The following is a 17,813-nucleotide window of genomic DNA, read 5'->3' on the forward strand; positions in this document are numbered from 1 at the left end:
GCCGCAGACGACCGGGCATCCGGTAGCACGGCGCCGCGCGCGACCTGGTATCGCTTCACGCCAGACCGCACCGCCGCGCACCCGCTGTCTCATCTGGCCGGCTTTCGCGGCTTCCTCCAGGCCGATGCCTATGCCGGCTATGACGGGCTCTACCGCAGCGGCGTGACCGAGGTCGCGTGTTGGGCGCATTTCCGGCGCAAGGTCTTCGACCTGCACGAACGGTCACCCACGCCGCTGACCACCGATATCCTCAAGTGGATCGGTACTCTTTACACTGTCGAGGCCGAGGTCCGCGGCCAACCACCTGACGTGCGATGCCGAACCCGTCAGGAGAAAAGCCGGTTGCTGGTCGATGACCTGCGCGCGGTGCTCGACGCCGCCCTGCGCCGTCTGTCACCGAGGTCCGACATGGCCCGGGCCATCGCCTACGGCACGAAGCGCTGGCCAGCACTGTCGCGCTTCCTCGATGACGGCCGCCTGGAGATCGACAACAACATCGCGGAGCGTGCGCTGCGCGGTGTCGCGGTCGGACGCCGCAACTGGCTGTTCGCCGGTTCGCGCGCAGGCGGCGAACGGGCCGCGGCCATCTACACCGTCATCCAGACGTGCAAGGCCAACGGCGTCGATCCGCAGACCTATATCGCCGACGTCATCGCCAAAGTCGCGGCAGACTGGCCTGCCAGCCGATGGGACGAACTCATGCCCTGGAACTGGATGCCGCCGGCAGATCAGCCAATTGCGCAAGCAGCATGATCTGCGGCCTCCACACCACGCTTACTTTTCTGCCATCGGCGAGAAATGTGCACCGCGGGGCGCGCGGCTAGGCGCGACGGGCGATTTCGCGCGCGAGCATTTTCACTGCGATCGCTGTGGCGCCTACTCGGCCGACAGAGCTCGCCGCGACGTCGACCCGATCGGCTCCTTCAGCCGCGAGCGCGGCAAGAGCGGCTGCAGTTTTACGCTGACGCCCGGCGCTGTCCAGCGCTGAGCCGAGCAACTCCGTTTGGTTCGCTACCAAGGCATCCTGTGAAATGACGATGGCACGCGCCGAGCACACATCATGGGCGATCAGGTCGGCCGATTGGCCGATGTCGCCCGTCGCCTGCTTGGTTTGAGAAGCTAGACCTGACATTTCAGACGCGACGGCGGCGAAACCCCGGGCCTCGGGACCGCTGCGCGCGGCCTCAATACGCGCGTTGATCGACAGCATGTTGGTCTGGCGAGCAAGCTCCGCGATGGTCCGCGATATGGAGGCGAGCCGATCTGGCGAGCGTTCGAGCGCCGCCACGGCCGGCCGATGATCGGCGAGCTCATCCCGCGCGGTGCCGAGTGCGGCGTTCTGCTGACGAACCTCCGCCTCGAGCTCGGCGGCGGCATCGTCCAGAGCGGCGGCAAGGTCCGCCACTTGATGCGCTTGATCGACCAAGGCGCGGATCGAACTGGCGGCGGTCTCCGCCTCACGGGCAACGTGGGTTGCCATGTCGGTCAATCGGGCGGCGAGGTCAGCTAAGGCGGGGGGTGCGGCCTGGCCGGGTTGCATGCTATGCCGCCCGACGGGCGGCGGCCTGCATGGTTTCGGAGATGATCTGGTAGGCGGAACCCCACGCCGCTTCAGTGTCGGCGTCGAACATGGGCCCTAGCCCGCCCCGTAGCGTCTCGATCAGCGCAACGCCCACCGCATCATAGTGGTGCGTCTTGGCCCCATAGGCGATATGCCGGATTGCAAGTTCTTGGGCGACGGGCACGATGGTGTCCAGCCGGTCGAGCGCATCCACCACGGTTGCGAGGGTAAGGAACAGCTTGCGACCCTGCTCGGCCATGTCGTTTTTAAATAGCGGTCGCGTGTCCGGCGCAAGCGCGAACAACTTGCCGTAAAAGACCGAGGCGGCAGCATCGGTGATTGGGACGATATAGGCGAAGCTTGCCTGCACGAGGTCGATCTGGCGGGTGGTGAGCATGTTGCCTCGGTAGCGGCGGGGCCTCTCGAAGTGATTAACGCTCTCAAATGCCCTTCTCAGATCGGGTTCGTTGGGGGGTACGCCTGCTAGGACCCATCTTCGGACACTTGTTCATCTCTAACACGGCAGGCTCCAACGCTGCGCGTTCGTCTAAAAGGGCGAGAGTGAAGGATTGGCCTAGCCGCCGTGGGCGGTCGAAATTGCGACTAGGCCGCCGACTCCGAGAGCATAGAGGGTGAGCACGGCAAAGGAGTCGACTCCCATCCGCCAGATCTGCCGCTGGGGCCGGAAAATCAGGCCAGCGGCATAGACGCAGGTCAGAAGCACGCCGAGACCCGCCAGATATATGTCGCTCGCTTTCGCATCCGGCAGCACCGCCTTGCCGGAGATGATTACGGCAAGAAGGAAGAGGACAGGAAGAAACGCGTTTCCGCCAAAGATGTCGCTGACGGCGAGCTGATAGTCCTTCATCCGTACCGAGGTGATGCCGGTCGAAAGCTCGGGCAGTGAGGTGGCGGCCGCAAGGATCGTTGCACCAAACAGGACGCCGCTGAGACCGACGTGTTGGGCGATAGCATCGCCGCTCCGCTCGAGCAGCACACCGGCTGCCAGTGTCGCCAGTGCCGCCGCACCGAACACCAGAGCCACACGGATCGTACTCTCGCCCTGCCGCCCTGACGCGTCGTCTTTCTTTGCCTGCGAATGCCCCTTAGGCTCTACCTGACCATCAGGCGCCGTGCCGCTCGTATCATGCCACGGCAGCCCCTTGCTGGCTTGGCTGGAGAGCCACACGCCGATTACCCACAAGACCGCGGTCAGGACCGCGCCAGGGGTCAGGCGCGCCGCGATCAGCGTGCCGGGCAACTGGGTCGCCATGATCGACACGATCAAGACCGCCACGACCAGCATTGCCTCCACGACCAGTGTGAGGTTGGCAGCGCGGTAGGTCAGAGGCACTTTCTCCTTCATGGCGATGTCCATTGCCACCAGCACAACCGTCTGGATGGCGATGCCGCCGAGGATGTTGCCGACCGCCACACCCAGATTGCCTGCCATGGCCGCGCTGACGGTGATGGCGAGCTCGGGCAGGTTGGTGGCTACCGCGAGCACGATGATGCCGCCAAGCGCCTTGCCCAGATCCAGCCTCGAGGACAGGATGTCGGTCGTGTCCGCGAGCTTCACCCCCGCGATCCAGATCACCCCCGCGCACGCGGTAAAGATCGTGAGCAGGACCGGCAGGCTAAGTCCATCGAACATAGAGAACTTTCAATGTCTGGGAAATGACGGATGGCCGGTCTCAGCGAACCAGCCGGTCAGGCGTTCCACGCCATCGCCTGCGCCCGATCGAAACGGTGATCGTCAGTTCCCGATCAGGCGGCGGTATTCCGCCTCGGCGAACCCGTAGGTGTCGCCCGCCAGGCGCAGCAGACGCTCCGTGTCGCGAACGATGATGCGCCCGCGCAGCGAACGGATGGCCTCGTCCTCCTCGAGCTTGTGAAGCGCATCCGTGACGCTGCTGCGACGGACGCCGAGCATAAGCCTAAATTCCTCATGCGTCATGCATATGTCATCATCGCATACGCGGTCATGATAGAGCAGGATCCAGCGAGCCATTCGGCGCTCGATCGAATGTGCGAGCGATGAGACGATCGTCCTGGCCATCTGCGTCATGACCACGTCGACGAAGCGAAGCAGGATAGTCCTGATCTTCGGGTGTTCCGCCATGACCTCATCCAACGCTTGGGCGGATAGCCTCATCGCCATACCGTGCTCGGCCCTCATGACCACATCATGGGGCCATCGCCTGTTACCCAGCAGGAGATGCCAGCCGATGAAGCCCTCACTTCCAACCAACGCGACGGCGTACCGGCGATCGCCTTCCAGCGAGTCCAACACGGCAGCGATGCCGGTCAATGGAAGCAGATACTGTCCGCCTTGTCGCCGGCCCGTGCGATCATGTCGGCGTTGCGGAACGGCACCAGCTCCAAATGAGGAGCAAGGGCAGCGCGACTAACCGTGTCCAGGCGACTGAGCAGCCCATTCTTGGCGTTCCCTGCCGTGTGAGAATTATCTACCTCATCCACCTTCAAAACCTGCTCGTTCATGCTTTTGCCCATAGCCTCGAACCAGATTGCTCAGGGCCTGCGTCTAATTCCGTACCGAAACAGTTACCGCCACCCGGGTGTTGCCGTCCAAACCATTACAGGAGGACATATTGCGCAACGCCCATCGCTTCGGAACACTCGCGGCCGCTCTCGTGGTTGCTGCCGTTCCGGTCATTGCGCAGTCTCCCCGTTCGGTAACCGCCCCCCCTCCGCCCCCACCGCCCGCAACCGCCGTGCAGCCCCCCAAGGCTGCCCCCGACATGCAGGCCGTCCTCGACGCTCTCGCATCGCTTGGCGGCAAGCCGATCGAGACGCTGACTCCGGCCGAGGCGCGGATGCAGCCGTCCGCAGCCGATGGCGCCAAGGCGGCGATGGCGAAAAAGGGCATGTCGACGGAATCCGACACCGCCGTGACGACGCAGGACGTGCCGTATGGCTCCGACCCCAAGCAATTCGCCCGCATCTACAAGCCCGCCAACGCGCCCGCTGGCGGCAAGCCGATGCCGGTCATCGTCTACTATCATGGCGGTGGCTGGGTCATTGCCGATGTGGCCACCTACGATGCGGCACCCCGTGCGATGGCCAAGGCTCTGAACGCCATTGTCGTCTCGGTCGAGTACCGCCACGCACCCGAGTTTAAATTCCCTGCACAGCATGATGATGCCGCCGCGGCCTATCGCTGGACGCTTCAGAACGCGGCGAGCTGGGGCGGCGACCCTGCGCAGATCGCCACGGTCGGGGAAAGCGCTGGCGGCAACCTGGCAGTCGCGACCGCTATCTATGCTCGCGACAATGGCCTGACGCTGCCGCGTCATATCGTCTCGGTCTATCCGATTGCCAACAGCAGCATGACGCTGCCCTCGCGACGTGATTCAGCGAACGCGAAGCCGCTAAACACCGCGATGCTTCCCTGGTTCGCCTACTACTACCAGACGAGCAAGGCGGATGCGCAGGATCCGCGCCTGAACCTAGTCGCGGCGAAGCTGCGTGGTCTGCCGCCGACGACGATCATCAACGCGCAGATCGATCCTCTGCGCTCGGATGGCGAGACGTTGGCGGCCGCTATGCGGGCGGCCGGTGACAAGGTCGAGCAGAAGACCTTCCCAGGCGTCACCCATGAGTTCTTCGGCATGGCCAAGGTCGTGAACGGTGCCAAGCAGGCGAATGACCTCGCGGTTGCTCGGCTGCGCGCAGCGTTTGCAGCACCTGCGCCGCGGCGCTGAGCGTACGGGGCGGCCTGTCGGTCGCCCCCTCCTCCGTTCGATAGGATCTGTGACCATGACCCAAGCACTTATCGGCGCGGAGATTAGTCGCGCGCTGGCCGTTCTGACCGTGACCCTGTCGGTGCATCCAAAGCACTGATGAAGCCGCAGAGCCTACCTCCACACGCAAAAGGTTGCACCGCCAGGAGGCTGACGAATGCCGATGATTACGACTGGCGACCTGAGCATGGCGGTGTCGCTTTATGGCGCGGATGAAGGGCAGCCGTTGCTCCTCATCCATGGCTGGCCGGATGACGCGTCAACATGGGATCAGGTAGCACCCGCGCTAGCCGCGGAAGGGTTCCGCGTCATCGTACCGACGTTGCGTGGGTTCGGCGCTACCCGCTTCCTCAACGACGATATGCCGCGAACCGGCAACAGCGCGATGCTTGCGTCCGACATGATCGCGCTGCTCGACGCGCTCGGCATCGACCGCTTCATGGTCGCCGGGCACGACTGGGGATCGAACACCGCCGAAGCGCTCGCGGTTGGCTGGCCCGACCGAGTGGAGCGGTTGGCCATGCTGTCGACCCCGCCCCGGCTCGGCGGCATGCCGACGCCGCCCTTCGAGCAGACCCAGCGGCAATGGTATCACTGGTTCATGGCAACCGCGCGCGGGGCGGAGGCGGTACGTGCAGACCGGCGCGGGTTCACCCATTTGCATTGGGTCAATTGGTCGCCACCGGAACGGTTCGACGAGGTGACGTTCAACCGTGTCGCCCGGTCGTTCGACAATCCCGACTGGGTCGACGTGACGCTTCACAGCTATCGCGCGCGCTGGGGCGAAGCGGAACCTGATCCACGAAGCGCTTGGCTGGAGGACAAGGTCAAGGCGACCAAGACGTTGTCTCTGCCGACGCTCTACATCCATGGCGATGCCGACGGTGTGAATCCGCCCTCGACCGCGGAAGACGTGCACGCGAAATTCGCCGGGCCGTTCGCGCGCATCACCATGACCGGGGTCGGCCATTTCCCGCAGCGCGAGAACCCGCATGCGGTGGAGCGCCATCTCCTTACCCTCTTCGCCGGCGACCCCGCCGCGTTCACCGATACGATCGACAGGAGCCTGACCATGAAAAAAGCCGCCCCTTATGCCGCCGGTATTGCCGCCATCGGCCTGGTTGCCGCCGCTGCAGCCGGCGTTGCCCACGCTCAGGAGCGCAGCGCGCAGCTGACCCAGGTAGCGCAATTCGATCATCAGGCGACTGGCGTTGCGGTGACCGAGGATGGCCGGCGCTTCGTCAATTTCCCCCGCTGGACCGACGACGCGCCCATCTCGGTTGCCGAAGTGATGAAGGACGGATCTTTGCGTCCCTATCCCGACGCCAAGTGGAACAGCTGGCGCAATGCCCGTGCCAATGAACTGCCGGTCGGCGACTATTTCGTCTGCGTGCAGTCGATCGTCCCCGATGGCCATGGCAACCTCTGGGTGCTGGATCCCGGCGCGCCGGGCAACGAGAAGATCCTGGAGGGCGCCCCCAAGCTCGTCCGCATCGATCTGGCATCGAACACGGTGACGAAGACGATCCTGGTTCCCGGCGACGTCGCGCTGCAGGGTACCTATCTCAACGACATCCGCTTCTCGCCCGACGGCAAGACCGGCTACATCACCGACAGCGGCACGCGCGGCGCAATCATCGTTGTCGACCTGGACAGCGGCAAGAGCCACCGCGCACTCGACGGGCATCCCTCCACCCAGATCGACAAGACGGTGAAGGTTACGCTAGACGGCAAGCCGCTCGTCCGTCCCGATGGCCGTCAGCCTGCCTTCGCCGCTGACGGCATCGCGATCTCCAAGGATGGCAAGACGCTCTACTATCAGGCGCTGACCGGCAAGACGCTGTATTCGATCGATACCGCCAAGCTGCGTTCGGACGTCAGCGAGGCCGACCGGGCGGCAGCGGTGCGTACGGTCGCGCAGACCCACGTTGCCGACGGCCTGTGGATGAGCAAGGCGGGCGTGCTCTACCTGACGTCGCCGACCGACTATGCGATCAAGCGGCTGAACGGCGCGACCGTCGAGACGGTGCTGACCGACCGCCGCCTGCGCTGGCCTGACACCTTCTCCGAAGGGCGCGACGGGACGATGTACGTCACCGCCAGCCATATCCAGGATACCAACTGGTTCACACCCGGCGCGCCGTCGTCGATCAAGACGCAGCTCTTCTCCTTCGCGCCCGCCAAGTGATCGGACACTCATGACCTATCTGCGCTATTCGCACGACATCGAAACACCAGAGCCCGACGAACAGAAGAGCATCGACGGCATTATTCAGGGCATGACCCAAGAGAGCCAGACGGTCGAGAAGCGTGACGGGCACGCGGTACGGGCAAGCCACGCCAAGAGCACGGCCTGTGTGATCGGCAAGCTCATCGTCGCGCCCGGGCTGCCGCCCGAACTCGCTCAGGGCCTGTTCGCGGAGCAGCGCACATTCGATGTTGCCGTCCGCTTCGCGCAAGGACCCGGTGAAAAGCTCGGTGATCGGGTTTCGACCCATCGCGGCATGTCGATCAAGGTATTTGGCGTCGAGGGTCCGAAGCTTCCCGGCCATGACGCGCCGACGCAGGACTTCGTCCTTGCCAGCGGCACGACCTTCCCAGCAGGGACCGCTGCGGGTTTCCTTTCCCAGGCCAAAAGGATTGGCCTGACGGTTCCCATGCCGGAGGGAATGAAGAGCGCGGCCGCCTCCGTCGCTCGCAACATCAACAAGGTACTGAACGCCGTTGGTGCGCGCCCAAGCCCAACGCTCGACTTCTACGGCCACCCCTTCAGCCACCCGCTGGTCGAAGAGTATTTTAGCCAGTGCCCGGTGCGCTTCGGCGACCATGTCGCCAAGATCGGGGCCTTCCCTGTCGCGGCGGAACAGAAGGCGCTCGCCGATTGGCAGCTCGACCCGCATCAGGATGAGGATGGCTTCCGCCATGCCGCGGTCGATTACTTCGAGGGTAACGACGCAGTGTTCGAGCTTCGGGCGCAGCTGTGGACCGATGCCGGGACGCAGCCGATCGAGGACACCTCAGTCGACTGGCCGACGAGCGAAAGTGAGTACCGCACCGTCGCCACGATCCGACTGCCGCGGCAATCGGCCTATGATCCCGACCGCGTCCGCTACTTCGATGAGGTGATGACGTTCCGGCCGGCCCATAGCCTCGAGGCCCATCGCCCGCTGGGCGGCGTGATGCGTGCGCGCATGCAGGTCTATCAGGCGCTCAGCGACTTCCGCCATCGCGAAAACGGCATTGCCGCCTCGAACACCGCAGACTTCCAGAACATTCCAGCCTGAGCTGAACGCGATTGCTGACCATAATGAAAGGACAATTATGAAGTTCGAAGGCAAGCCCGCCGTTCAGGCGGGGAACGTGTGATGGCGCGCTTTTCCAACAAGGTCATCGTCATCACCGGTGCCGCCTCCGGGATCGGCGAGGACGCCGCGCGCCGCTTCGCCGAGGAAGGCGCAATGCTGGTGCTGGGCGACATCGACAAGGACGCGCTCGACACGCTGGCGAGCGAGCTTGGCGGTACGGTCGAAACGCGCGAAACCGACGTGTCGGACCGCGGGGCATGCGAGGCACTGGTTCAGGCTGCGGTCGATCGCTTCGGTCGGATTGACGTGCTGGTCAACGACGCCGGCGTCGATCATCTCGGCAAGGTCGACGAGGGCAACTTTTCCGAATTCACCAAGGTGATCGAGACCGACCTGTACGGCGTCGTGCACATGAGCCGCGCCGCGATCGCGCACTTGCGCCAGTCGAAGGGCTGCATCGTCAACGTGTCGTCGGTGTCCGGTCTGGGCGGCGACTGGAACCACAGCTTCTACTGCGCGGCGAAGGGGGCGGTAAGCAACTTCACCCGTGCGCTGGCGATGGACGAAGCGAAGCACGGCGTCCGCGTCAACGCCGTCAACCCCTCGCTCACCTACACTGCGCTGACCGCAGACATGAAGGAACAGCCTAAACTGATCGCCAAGTTCGAAGAGCGTATCCCGATGGGCCGCGGCGCCGAACCCGCCGACATCTCGGGGGTCATTGCCTTCCTGGCAAGCGAGGACGCGCATTTCGTGACGGGCGTGAACCTGCCGGTCGATGGCGGCCTTACTGCCTCTAACGGGCAACCGCCGCTGTCCTGATGAATGTGCGGCGGGCCCTTGGGCTCGCCCACTGTTCCAGGTTTGCCCTGTCGCCGACGCCAAATTCATGACGGGTTAATTTTGTTAAGCCGGAGTTTAGATCGTAGTAAAGTTTGACCCAAATCCGGTCGTTCTCGCCATTCTCGTCGTTATACTGAAGCAGTCGTTCGTTCATCTCTTTTGAAACCCGCCTTCAGCATGTACCCGTTAGATAAGATTTCTCTTTTGTTCTCTATCGAGCTAACTCACGATCGTCATACCAATCGGATCTGAGAACCGCTGGCTCTACCGAATCGATTGCGAAAAGCTTTCGCCAAATGCTCGATTCCGACGCGCAGGTGCGCGGCGTGAGCGAGTGGCTGTTCAAACCTCCGCAGGGTAGCCCGCCTTGAAGATGGACGCTGCTGAGATCCAGAGTACAGGTGCTGGGGCACCAAGGCACCAAGCCGCAGGTTTGGCGCACGGTGTGCTTCCCGGCATCACGCAACCTCCGCGCGTACCCGCCGTTGAAATCCTGCGCGCGATCGCACCGCGTCGTGCTGGTGGAGGAGATGAGGATGATGGACCTGCCGACCGGAGTGGCGCTAGATAACGACGGAACCGATGCCGATCGGCCGCCGATACTGCCCTTCCTCCATATGTGGACCCAGGCCGATGGCAGCAGTCGGATCGACCTGTCGCACATGACCGGCTTTGGACAGAAGAGCGTCGGTGGCGGGGCGGACCCGCAGTGGATGCGACCGTTTCCGGGCGAGGTGAGCGCGATCAATTTCGCGGTGCTGCCGGTGGGCTGGGTCGGGGACTGGCACGAAAGCCCCAAACCGCAATGGGTGCTCCCGCTGCGCGGGCGCTGGTTCATCGAGACGATGGACGGCAACCGGGTGGAGATGGGGCCGGGCGACATTCATTTCGGGCAGGATCAGGACACGACCGACGGCAAAGGCCATCGATCCGGCCAGATCGGCGACGAACCCTGCTTCCAGATCATGATCCAGTTCGCCACGTCGCCCGCTGCCCAGACGCGTGACCCGTTCGGCAGATGAGCATCGCGTTGGCAACGCCGCTTGCGCCGTTGTTGCTGCCGGCACGGCTCCGCCCGCCCGGTCCGCCCGCGCCGACCGACGTGCCGCCGCCAATGATCCACCATGCCGATGCGCGGGCGGTGCTCGACGGCGCACGGTTCGTTACGCTGTACGATCAGGCGAGCTGGAGCGAGGGCCCTGCATGGTGGTCCCACGAGCGGACGCTGGTATGGAGCGACATTGTCGGCCGCCGCGTGCTGGGCTGGCGCGAGGATGGCGCAGTCGATGTCCTCCTCGATGCGACGCCGTTCATCAACGGCAATGCGGTGCTGCCGGATGGCGGACTGGTCCACTGTGAACACGGCCGCCGTGCTATCAGCCGGTCCGAGGGCACCGGCGTCGCGACCCCCATCGCGTGGATGGCGGAGGGTAGCCGACTGAACGCGCCCAACGACGTCATCATTAGTCCCGATGGCGCGATCTGGTTCAGCGATCCGACCTTCGGCCTTGAAAATCCGAAGCAAGGCGTGCCCACCTGTTCGGAAAGCGGGCGCACCGCCATCTGCCGGATTGGCGAAGATGGCGTGGTTCGGCGCATGACCGACATGACGCAACCAAACGGCCTCGCCTTTTCGCCCGATGGTTGCACCTTCTACGCCTCGCAGACCCCCGAGCATGGAGAAGGCGAAGTTGCGATCTATGCGTTTGATTGGGACGGGACCGCGCTGTCGAATCAGCGGCGGTTCGCGACCATGGACGATGGGATACCCGATGGCTTCGCCGTGGACCAACGGGGTTGGCTATGGAGCAGTTCAGGCAAGGGGATCGAACTTTTTGACGCCGCCGGTACCCATCTCGCCACCGTGCCGACGCCCGGGACATGCAGCAACTGTACGTTCGACAGCGAAGAAACCCGCCTGTTCGTGACCGGTGGTGCGTGTTTATGGATGCTACCGCTCGCCTAGCATGGTCACAATCGATCGACCCGACCCACGGGAACAAAATTCTCATAAATTCTTGATCAAAATTAATTTCTGCCCGCTGCGGACGCTTGGGAACACGAACACGCCTGGGTCGTCCAGCAGGGAATTCCGCTGGACGAGGCCCCATGACACAACCAACCTTGGTATTTCTGCACGCACTGGGCGCCAGCAGCCGGGAATGGGATCTGGTTCGTCGACATCTGCCGGACCACCCCTGCCTCGCGCTCGACCTTTCCGGGTTCGGCGAACGGGCCTGTGATGGCTATGCCGATGTCGCGGCGATGGCCGACAAGCTTGCCGACACGATCCGCGCGGAGCGGCTGACCGCGTGCGTCCTGGTAGGGTATAGCATGGGTGGCAAGATCGTCACGCTGGTCGCGGCCCGCGCGGCGGCGGGCGAGGAAGGACTCGCCGGTATCGTCGGCGTAGTGCTGGTCGCGGCCTCACCGCCCGCCCCCGAACCGATCGAGGATGACCGCCGGACGCAGATGATCGGCTGGGTTGCGGACGGTCCGATCGCGCGCGCCGATGCGGAAACCTTCGTAGATGCCAATTGCGCCGCCCCACTGCCCGTTTCACTGCGCGAACAGGCTATCGCCGATGTCGAGCGGTCGAGCTGCGAGGCGTGGCTGGGCTGGCTCGAGCGCGGCAGTCGGGAGGATTGGGCGGCGCGCGTCGGCGAGGTCGGAGTTCCCGCGCTGATCCTCGCCGGAGCCGAGGACGGCGACTTAGGCGAGGCGGCTCAGCGCACCTTGAACCTGCCGCACTACCCGAATGGCACGGTCATGACGATCGACGACGCAGCGCATCTGATTCCCTATGAACAGCCCGAAGCGCTGGCAAAGGCGATAGTGGGTCATAGCGCAGCCGTTGCGACGGCATCGCTTCCGGCCGGGTTCGTGCGGCTGCTCGGGTCGGATCGGGTCAGTCGTCGGACGCGTGCAGCGATGCTTGCGCGGACCCGGCCAGTGTCGCGCGAGGCGTCGGGCTGGTCGGACGCCGAACTGGCACTGGTCGCTGCACTGATCGAGCAGGTGCTGCCCGACTGCGGCATCGATCGCGAACTAGCCCGGCGGGTCGGCGTGGCGGTACAGGGGCCGGGCGATGGTTGGCGTTTCGCCGACCTGCCGCCCGATCCGGTGGCATGGACGCGGGGTCTGGCGACGCTCGACCGGATTACCGGTGGTTTCACAGCTTTGTCCGGTGATGCGCAGCGCAACTGGTTGCAGCGGATCGACGCCCGAGAGGCGGGTATCGCTGACGATCCCGATTATCTGTCGCCTGCGCAGATGGCGCTATGGTTCGCCGACGTCCGGACCGAGATCGTGCGCCAGTGGATGGCGACCCCGGCGGCAATGGCCGCGATCGGCTATGACGGTTTTGCGGTAGGCGGCGATGGTCCGCGCAAGCAGGGCTATACCCGCACCGCTGCCGACGACACCGAACGATGGCAGCACATCCCGGAGACGACCGCATGAGCCGCGCTCCCTTCGCCACCAGCGAGATTGTCGATGCCGTTGTCATCGGCACCGGTGCCGGCGGCGCGCCACTCCTGTCACGGCTTGCGACGGCGGGTTTATCGATCGTTGCGCTGGAGGCGGGCCGTGTCTTTCGACCGCATGAACATGTCGCCGATGAACTGGCCGCCGACATCTATTGGATGGAGGAGCGCTTGAGCGGCGGCGCGGACCCTACCGCGTTCGGATCGAACAATTCGGGAATGGGAGTCGGTGGATCGACGCTGCACTGGGGCGCATTCTGTCCGCGCCCCGACCCCCGCGACCTGCGCCTCCGCTCGCTGACAGGCGAAGGTGCCGACTGGCCGATCGATCATGCCGAACTGATCGGCTATATCGAACAGGTCGAGGATTTTACCGGGGTGTCCGGTCCGGCGCACTATCCTTGGGACGATGCTCGCCGCTACGCCTATCCCCCGGTGCTGCGCAACGCTCCGGCAGACGCGATGGCGCGCGGCTGTGCCGCGGTCGGCATTACCGCCACCGACGCCCCCGCCGCGCTGGTATCGCGCGACCGCGATCAGCCTCATTGGGGCCAGCGGCAGGCGTGCGTCAACTGCGGTACCTGCCACCAAGGGTGCCGCAACGCCGCCAAGACCAGCATGGACACCAGCTACCTGCCCCACGCGGTGGCGCATGGCGCCGAGGCGCGGGCCGAGGCGCGGGTGCTCTCGTTCGAATTCGACGGCCAAGGGCGGATCAGCGGCGTCGTCTATCGCCGGCACGGGATCGACCACCGCCAGCGTTGCCGCGCGGTCTTCCTGTGCGCTGGCGGCGTGGAGACGCCGCGCCTGTTGCTCAACCTCGGCATCGCCAATTCCAGCGGGCAGGTCGGTCGCAACTTCATGGCGCATGTCGCGACGCAGGTCTGGGGAAGTTTCAACGCTGAATTGCGGATGAACCGCGGCTACCCATCGTCCCTCATCACCGAAGACCTGATGCGGCCCGACGACGCCGATTTTGTCGGCGGCTATCTGATCCAGAGCCTTGGCGTATTGCCGGTCAACCTTGCGAGCGGCCTTGCTCGAGGTGCCGGGCTGTGGGGCGAACGCCTTCAGGCATTGCTGCGCAATTATAACCATATGGCGGGGATCGGTATCAATGGCGACTGTCTGCCGCACCCCGACAACCGCCTGACCTTGTCGGACGAGACCGACACGTTTGGCCAGCGGAAGGCGCGGATCGATTTCAGCTATCAGGCGAACGAACGGGCGATCGACCGGCATGCGCGCCGGACGATGACCGCGGTCTGGGAAGCGGCAGGCGCGCAGGACATCTTTGCGGTCGACCGGTCGGCGCATACCATCGGCACCTGTCGCATGGGCACCGACGGCGATGATGCCGTGGTCGACGCCGACGGGCGCAGCTTCGACATTCGCAACCTGCTAATCTGCGACAATTCGGTCTTTCCAAGCGCACTCGCCGCAAACCCGGCGCTGACGATCATGTCCTTGTCGCTGCGCACGGCGGATCGTTACCTCGCGACGAAGCGGTAACGAGACACCCGTTCATACGATTCACGAGGAGGCTTCTATGATCGCTCTGAACAGCGCTACGGCTGCGGAACTGGACGAGGTTTCGCAATTGAAAGGGCATGGTTTTGAAATCGTCCGGTATCGCGAAGAGAGGGGTCGTTTCGATGATGTGCGACAACTTGAGGAGGTACCGGGCCTCGCGGGTAAGTGGCAAGGCGCGGAGGCAATCATATTAATACATTGATGACCCATTCCCGGACGTTCAGGCGGCGTAGAGCGCCCCCCAACTTCTGACGTTCATTCAGGTTTGGCTCCGAACCCGGATGTGCAGTGCAAGCGCCTTCCCTGCGCTGGCTGCAACGCGATCAGTCCCTGTCAGCCTTTTGGCATCGGCAAGAGAATACGAAATAGAGATCGGTCGTTGGTTCTTTGATAGTTGGCATCTCCGCCATGTGCACGGGCGATAGCCTGAACGACGGAAAGGCCCAGTCCCGATCCCCCGGAGTTCTTTGTACCGCGTACAAATTGGTGAAAAGCGCTTCTCTCAAACTCGGGTGGCAACCCCGGCCCTTTGTCCGCAACGGTGATGACCGCCTCACTCCTCGTGAATTCAACCGCGAGCCGCAAAGTACAAGGCGACGCATGGCGACGCGCATTGTCGACGAGGGCGACCACCGCCTGTCGTATACGCGCCGCATCGGCCCGGACAACGCCAGCCTCCAACGTCATTTCCAGTTCGAAACCCGCTGGCGACAGCATGGATGACAGGATCGGTCGCATATCCTCCAACTCGGCAGCCAGATCGACGTCCCCGATCACCAGTTCCAGTCGCCCGCTCTCAGCCAGGCTGACGCTGCGTAGATCCTCGACCAGCCGGGTCAGGCCCTCGACCTGTTTCATCAGGCCGACGACCAGTGCGTCATCGAGCGGAAAGACGCCGTCCTTCGCGCCTTGCAGCCGCCCGCGCAATATGGTCAGGGGGGTGCGCAGTTCGTGCGCGATCTGGGCATTCCACAGCTTCACATCGTCCGACATGCGTTGCAGCCGGTCAGCCATGGCGTTGAAATCGGCAATCAGCAGCGCCGCCTCGCCATGCGCGGCGCGGACCGGCGCGATGCGGGTAGTCAGGTCGCCCTCGGCGATCCGACGCGCCGCCTCGCCCACTGCGCCGAGCGGCTGCACGAGACGCCGCGCCAGCCGGACCGCGACTGCCAGCGCCAGCGCCACCCCGATGACGCAGGCCGCGAGGGTGATGCCGACATCCAGACCCGTGGTGTCCGCCACCCCAGGCGGCAGCGGCGCAACGATACGGAGCCGCTCCAGCACGGCATAGACGATGTAAAAAGCGGCCGTGCTGACCGCGACCGCGACGAAGGCCAGCGCCGCCATCGCGATCGACAATTGCCGGGTCAGGCTATTCCGGTTCCTCATCCGCGCGACCACAGCCGGTATCCCACACCTCGAACGCCTTCGGGCATATCGGGCACGCCTGCCTGATCCAGTTTGCGGCGCAGCTTGCTGACATGACTGTCGACCGTTCGGTCGAGGGCATCCGATCCGGGCAGGCAGGCGTCGAGCAGTTCGCTGCGGCCGAACACCCGGCTCGGCGTGCGGGCCATATGGGCGAGCAGGCGGAACTCAGTCAGGGTCAGCGCCACGTTGCCGCTTTCCGTGTGGACCATGTGCGCGGTCGTGTCGATCTCGACCGGGCCGACGCGCAGCACGCCGTTCGCCCCGTCGCCGCCCGCGCGCCGCAACACCGCCTTGACCCGCGCGACCACCTCGACCGGGTTGAACGGCTTGACGACATAATCGTCGGCCCCGATGCGCAGCGCCTGGAGCTTGTCGATGTCCTGGTCGAGCGCGGTGGTGACGACGACGGGCGTATGGCCCCGCCGTCGCACCTCGGACAGCACGCCCCAGCCGTCGACCAGCGGCATCGAGATATCGAGCAGCAGGATGTCGGGCTTCAACGCGAGATGCAGGTCGAGCGCGGTGCGCCCGTCGCCGGCATGGACGGTTCGAAAACCTTCGCGCTCCAGATAGGCGCGGACGATTTCGGCGATATCGCGATCATCCTCGGCGATCAGGACGAGCGGGTTCATGCGGCGAGTCCATTGAGCATGACGCCGTTCATATCAGCGGCGCAGCGCACACCGCCAGCCCGCCTCCACAAAGCCTCCACACAATCTCGACGCAGGCGCAACGACCCGCACGGATAGGTGGCGGCATGATGGGTCGATCTCTTTCTTGCCGCGCGCTACCCGCCCTGCCGATCGTCATGGTGATGACGGCCTCGCTCAGCGGCTGCTCCGCCGAAGCCCCCGCCGCCCCGGCGGACCTGGTTACGGTGCTGACCATGCGTGTCGCGCCGACCGAAGTCACCGCCGCTGATGAGTTGCCCGGTCGTGTCGTGGCATTTCGTACAGCGGAAATTCGCCCGCAGGTCGGCGGCATCGTCCAGCGTCGCCTGTTCGAGCAGGGCGCGACGGTGCGCGCCGGGCAGATGCTGTTCCAGATCAGCCCCGCCCCCTATCGCGCCGATGCCGACACCGCGCAGGCGACCGTGCAAAAGGCCAGCGCCGCCTATGCCCGCGCCCGCGCCCAGGCCGATCGGCTGAAGCCGCTGGTCGCCGCCGATGCGATCAGCCGTCAAAGCTATGACGATGCCGTTGCCGCACGCGAGCAGGCGGCCGCCGAACTGGCCGAAGCTCGCGCCACCCTTCGCCGCCGCCGGATCGACCTGGACTTTTCGCGCGTCACCGCACCGATCGCCGGACGCATCGGATTGGCCAATGTCACCGAGGGGGCGCTGGTGACGGCGGCCGACGCTACCCCGCTGGCGACGATCCAGCAGATCGACCGGGTCTATGTGGATGTCCGGCAACCCGCCGAACGCTATGCTGAATTGCGCACCCAAAGCGCGGCAGCCGGGCCGGTCGAAATCCTCACCCCTTCGGGGCGGAGCCATCCGGTACAAGGGCGCATCCTGTTTTCCGGGATCGCCGTCGATCCGGGCACTGGCGATGCGCTGGTCCGGGTGGAACTGCCCAATCCCGGCGAGCGCCTCTTGCCCGGCATGTTCGTCCGCGCCCGCCTGCCGCGCGCAAAGATGCCCGCTGCGCTGACCGTGCCGCAACAGGCCGTGACCCGAGCGGGCGACGGCACGCCGCAGGTCAGCGTGGTCGGCGGACAGGACCGGGTACATCTTCGCCGCGTCACACTCGGCCCGCTGGTCGGCGGCCGCTATGTCATCCAATTGGGGCTGCGTGCGGGCGAAACCGTGATCGTCGAGGGGCAGGACCGAGTCCAGCCCGGCACCCCGGTCAATCAGCGCGCCTGGCGTGGCGGGGCGGCGGGCTGA

General features: G+C 64.8%; 18 protein-coding genes. 11 read left to right on the forward strand and 7 right to left on the reverse strand.

From position 1 onward, the window contains the following. Window positions 1-753 (forward strand): IS66 family transposase (tnpC, locus tag MF609_RS19435; protein ID WP_242417706.1); only part of this gene is annotated, 753 nt, incomplete at its 5' end. A gap of 67 nt (window positions 754-820) precedes the next feature. On the opposite strand, the gene MF609_RS19440 is transcribed toward tnpC, so the two are convergent. The 5 genes from MF609_RS19440 to MF609_RS19460 form a co-directional block, all read right to left on the reverse strand. Further along, window positions 821-1,480 carry a methyl-accepting chemotaxis protein gene (locus MF609_RS19440; RefSeq protein ID WP_242417734.1) on the reverse strand — a complete coding sequence of 220 codons (660 nt, stop codon included), beginning with the start codon at window positions 1,478-1,480 and terminating at the stop codon, window positions 821-823. 61 nt (window positions 1,481-1,541) lie between these two features. After that, on the reverse strand, window positions 1,542-1,958 hold the full coding sequence (locus MF609_RS19445) for a globin family protein (protein ID WP_242417707.1): 417 nt from the start codon (window positions 1,956-1,958) through the stop codon (window positions 1,542-1,544). Window positions 1,959-2,135: 177 nt separating this feature from the next. Then, on the reverse strand, window positions 2,136-3,215 hold the full coding sequence (locus MF609_RS19450; RefSeq protein WP_242417708.1) for a sodium:calcium antiporter: 1,080 nt from the start codon (window positions 3,213-3,215) through the stop codon (window positions 2,136-2,138). Between the two features lie 102 nt (window positions 3,216-3,317). After that, window positions 3,318-3,872, reverse strand: a complete 555-nt coding sequence (locus MF609_RS19455; RefSeq protein ID WP_242417709.1) for a Crp/Fnr family transcriptional regulator — start codon at window positions 3,870-3,872, stop codon at window positions 3,318-3,320. Beyond that, complete coding sequence (locus MF609_RS19460) at window positions 3,869-4,063, reverse strand: cyclic nucleotide-binding domain-containing protein (RefSeq protein WP_242417710.1); 195 nt, start codon at window positions 4,061-4,063, stop codon at window positions 3,869-3,871. The genes MF609_RS19455 and MF609_RS19460 overlap by 4 nt, the downstream gene beginning before the upstream one ends. Before the next feature lie 260 nt (window positions 4,064-4,323). Between MF609_RS19460 and MF609_RS19465 the strand changes: the two genes are divergently transcribed. The 9 genes from MF609_RS19465 to MF609_RS19505 all read left to right on the forward strand — a co-directional run bounded on the left by MF609_RS19465 (window position 4,324) and on the right by MF609_RS19505 (window position 14,693). Then, window positions 4,324-5,286 carry an alpha/beta hydrolase gene (locus MF609_RS19465; RefSeq protein WP_242417711.1) on the forward strand — a complete coding sequence of 321 codons (963 nt, stop codon included), beginning with the start codon at window positions 4,324-4,326 and terminating at the stop codon, window positions 5,284-5,286. Between the two features lie 196 nt (window positions 5,287-5,482). Beyond that, the gene (locus MF609_RS19470; protein ID WP_242417712.1) at window positions 5,483-7,513 is read left to right on the forward strand and encodes an alpha/beta fold hydrolase; all 2,031 of its coding nucleotides are present in this window, start codon (window positions 5,483-5,485) and stop codon (window positions 7,511-7,513) included. Between the two features lie 10 nt (window positions 7,514-7,523). Further along, window positions 7,524-8,609, forward strand: a complete 1,086-nt coding sequence (locus MF609_RS19475; protein ID WP_242417713.1) for a catalase family protein — start codon at window positions 7,524-7,526, stop codon at window positions 8,607-8,609. A gap of 81 nt (window positions 8,610-8,690) precedes the next feature. Next, window positions 8,691-9,452, forward strand: coding sequence for a meso-2,3-butanediol dehydrogenase (gene budC / locus MF609_RS19480; RefSeq protein ID WP_242417714.1), 762 nt, complete (start codon window positions 8,691-8,693; stop codon window positions 9,450-9,452). Window positions 9,453-10,009: 557 nt separating this feature from the next. Beyond that, complete coding sequence (locus MF609_RS19485) at window positions 10,010-10,495, forward strand: cupin domain-containing protein (RefSeq protein WP_242417715.1); 486 nt, start codon at window positions 10,010-10,012, stop codon at window positions 10,493-10,495. After that, window positions 10,492-11,439 carry an SMP-30/gluconolactonase/LRE family protein gene (locus MF609_RS19490; protein ID WP_242417716.1) on the forward strand — a complete coding sequence of 316 codons (948 nt, stop codon included), beginning with the start codon at window positions 10,492-10,494 and terminating at the stop codon, window positions 11,437-11,439. The genes MF609_RS19485 and MF609_RS19490 overlap by 4 nt, the downstream gene beginning before the upstream one ends. 143 nt (window positions 11,440-11,582) lie before the next feature. Next, a complete protein-coding gene (locus MF609_RS19495) occupies window positions 11,583-12,935 on the forward strand; it encodes an alpha/beta fold hydrolase (protein WP_242417717.1) in 1,353 nt (450 codons plus the stop codon). Further along, on the forward strand, window positions 12,932-14,470 hold the full coding sequence (locus tag MF609_RS19500) for a GMC oxidoreductase (RefSeq protein ID WP_242417718.1): 1,539 nt from the start codon (window positions 12,932-12,934) through the stop codon (window positions 14,468-14,470). The genes MF609_RS19495 and MF609_RS19500 overlap by 4 nt, the downstream gene beginning before the upstream one ends. A gap of 37 nt (window positions 14,471-14,507) precedes the next feature. Further along, the gene (locus tag MF609_RS19505; protein ID WP_242417719.1) at window positions 14,508-14,693 is read left to right on the forward strand and encodes a helix-hairpin-helix domain-containing protein; all 186 of its coding nucleotides are present in this window, start codon (window positions 14,508-14,510) and stop codon (window positions 14,691-14,693) included. Window positions 14,694-14,824: 131 nt separating this feature from the next. On the opposite strand, the gene MF609_RS19510 is transcribed toward MF609_RS19505, so the two are convergent. Next, window positions 14,825-15,850 (reverse strand): ATP-binding protein, encoded by a 1,026-nt coding sequence (locus MF609_RS19510; RefSeq protein ID WP_242417720.1) that lies wholly within the window; start codon window positions 15,848-15,850, stop codon window positions 14,825-14,827. 26 nt (window positions 15,851-15,876) lie between these two features. Then, window positions 15,877-16,554, reverse strand: coding sequence for a response regulator (locus tag MF609_RS19515; RefSeq protein WP_242417721.1), 678 nt, complete (start codon window positions 16,552-16,554; stop codon window positions 15,877-15,879). 182 nt (window positions 16,555-16,736) lie between these two features. Between MF609_RS19515 and MF609_RS19520 the strand changes: the two genes are divergently transcribed. After that, complete coding sequence (locus tag MF609_RS19520) at window positions 16,737-17,813, forward strand: efflux RND transporter periplasmic adaptor subunit (RefSeq protein ID WP_242417722.1); 1,077 nt, start codon at window positions 16,737-16,739, stop codon at window positions 17,811-17,813.

Source organism: Sphingomonas panni (genome assembly GCF_022664435.1).
Taxonomy (GTDB): domain Bacteria; phylum Pseudomonadota; class Alphaproteobacteria; order Sphingomonadales; family Sphingomonadaceae; genus Sphingomonas; species Sphingomonas panni.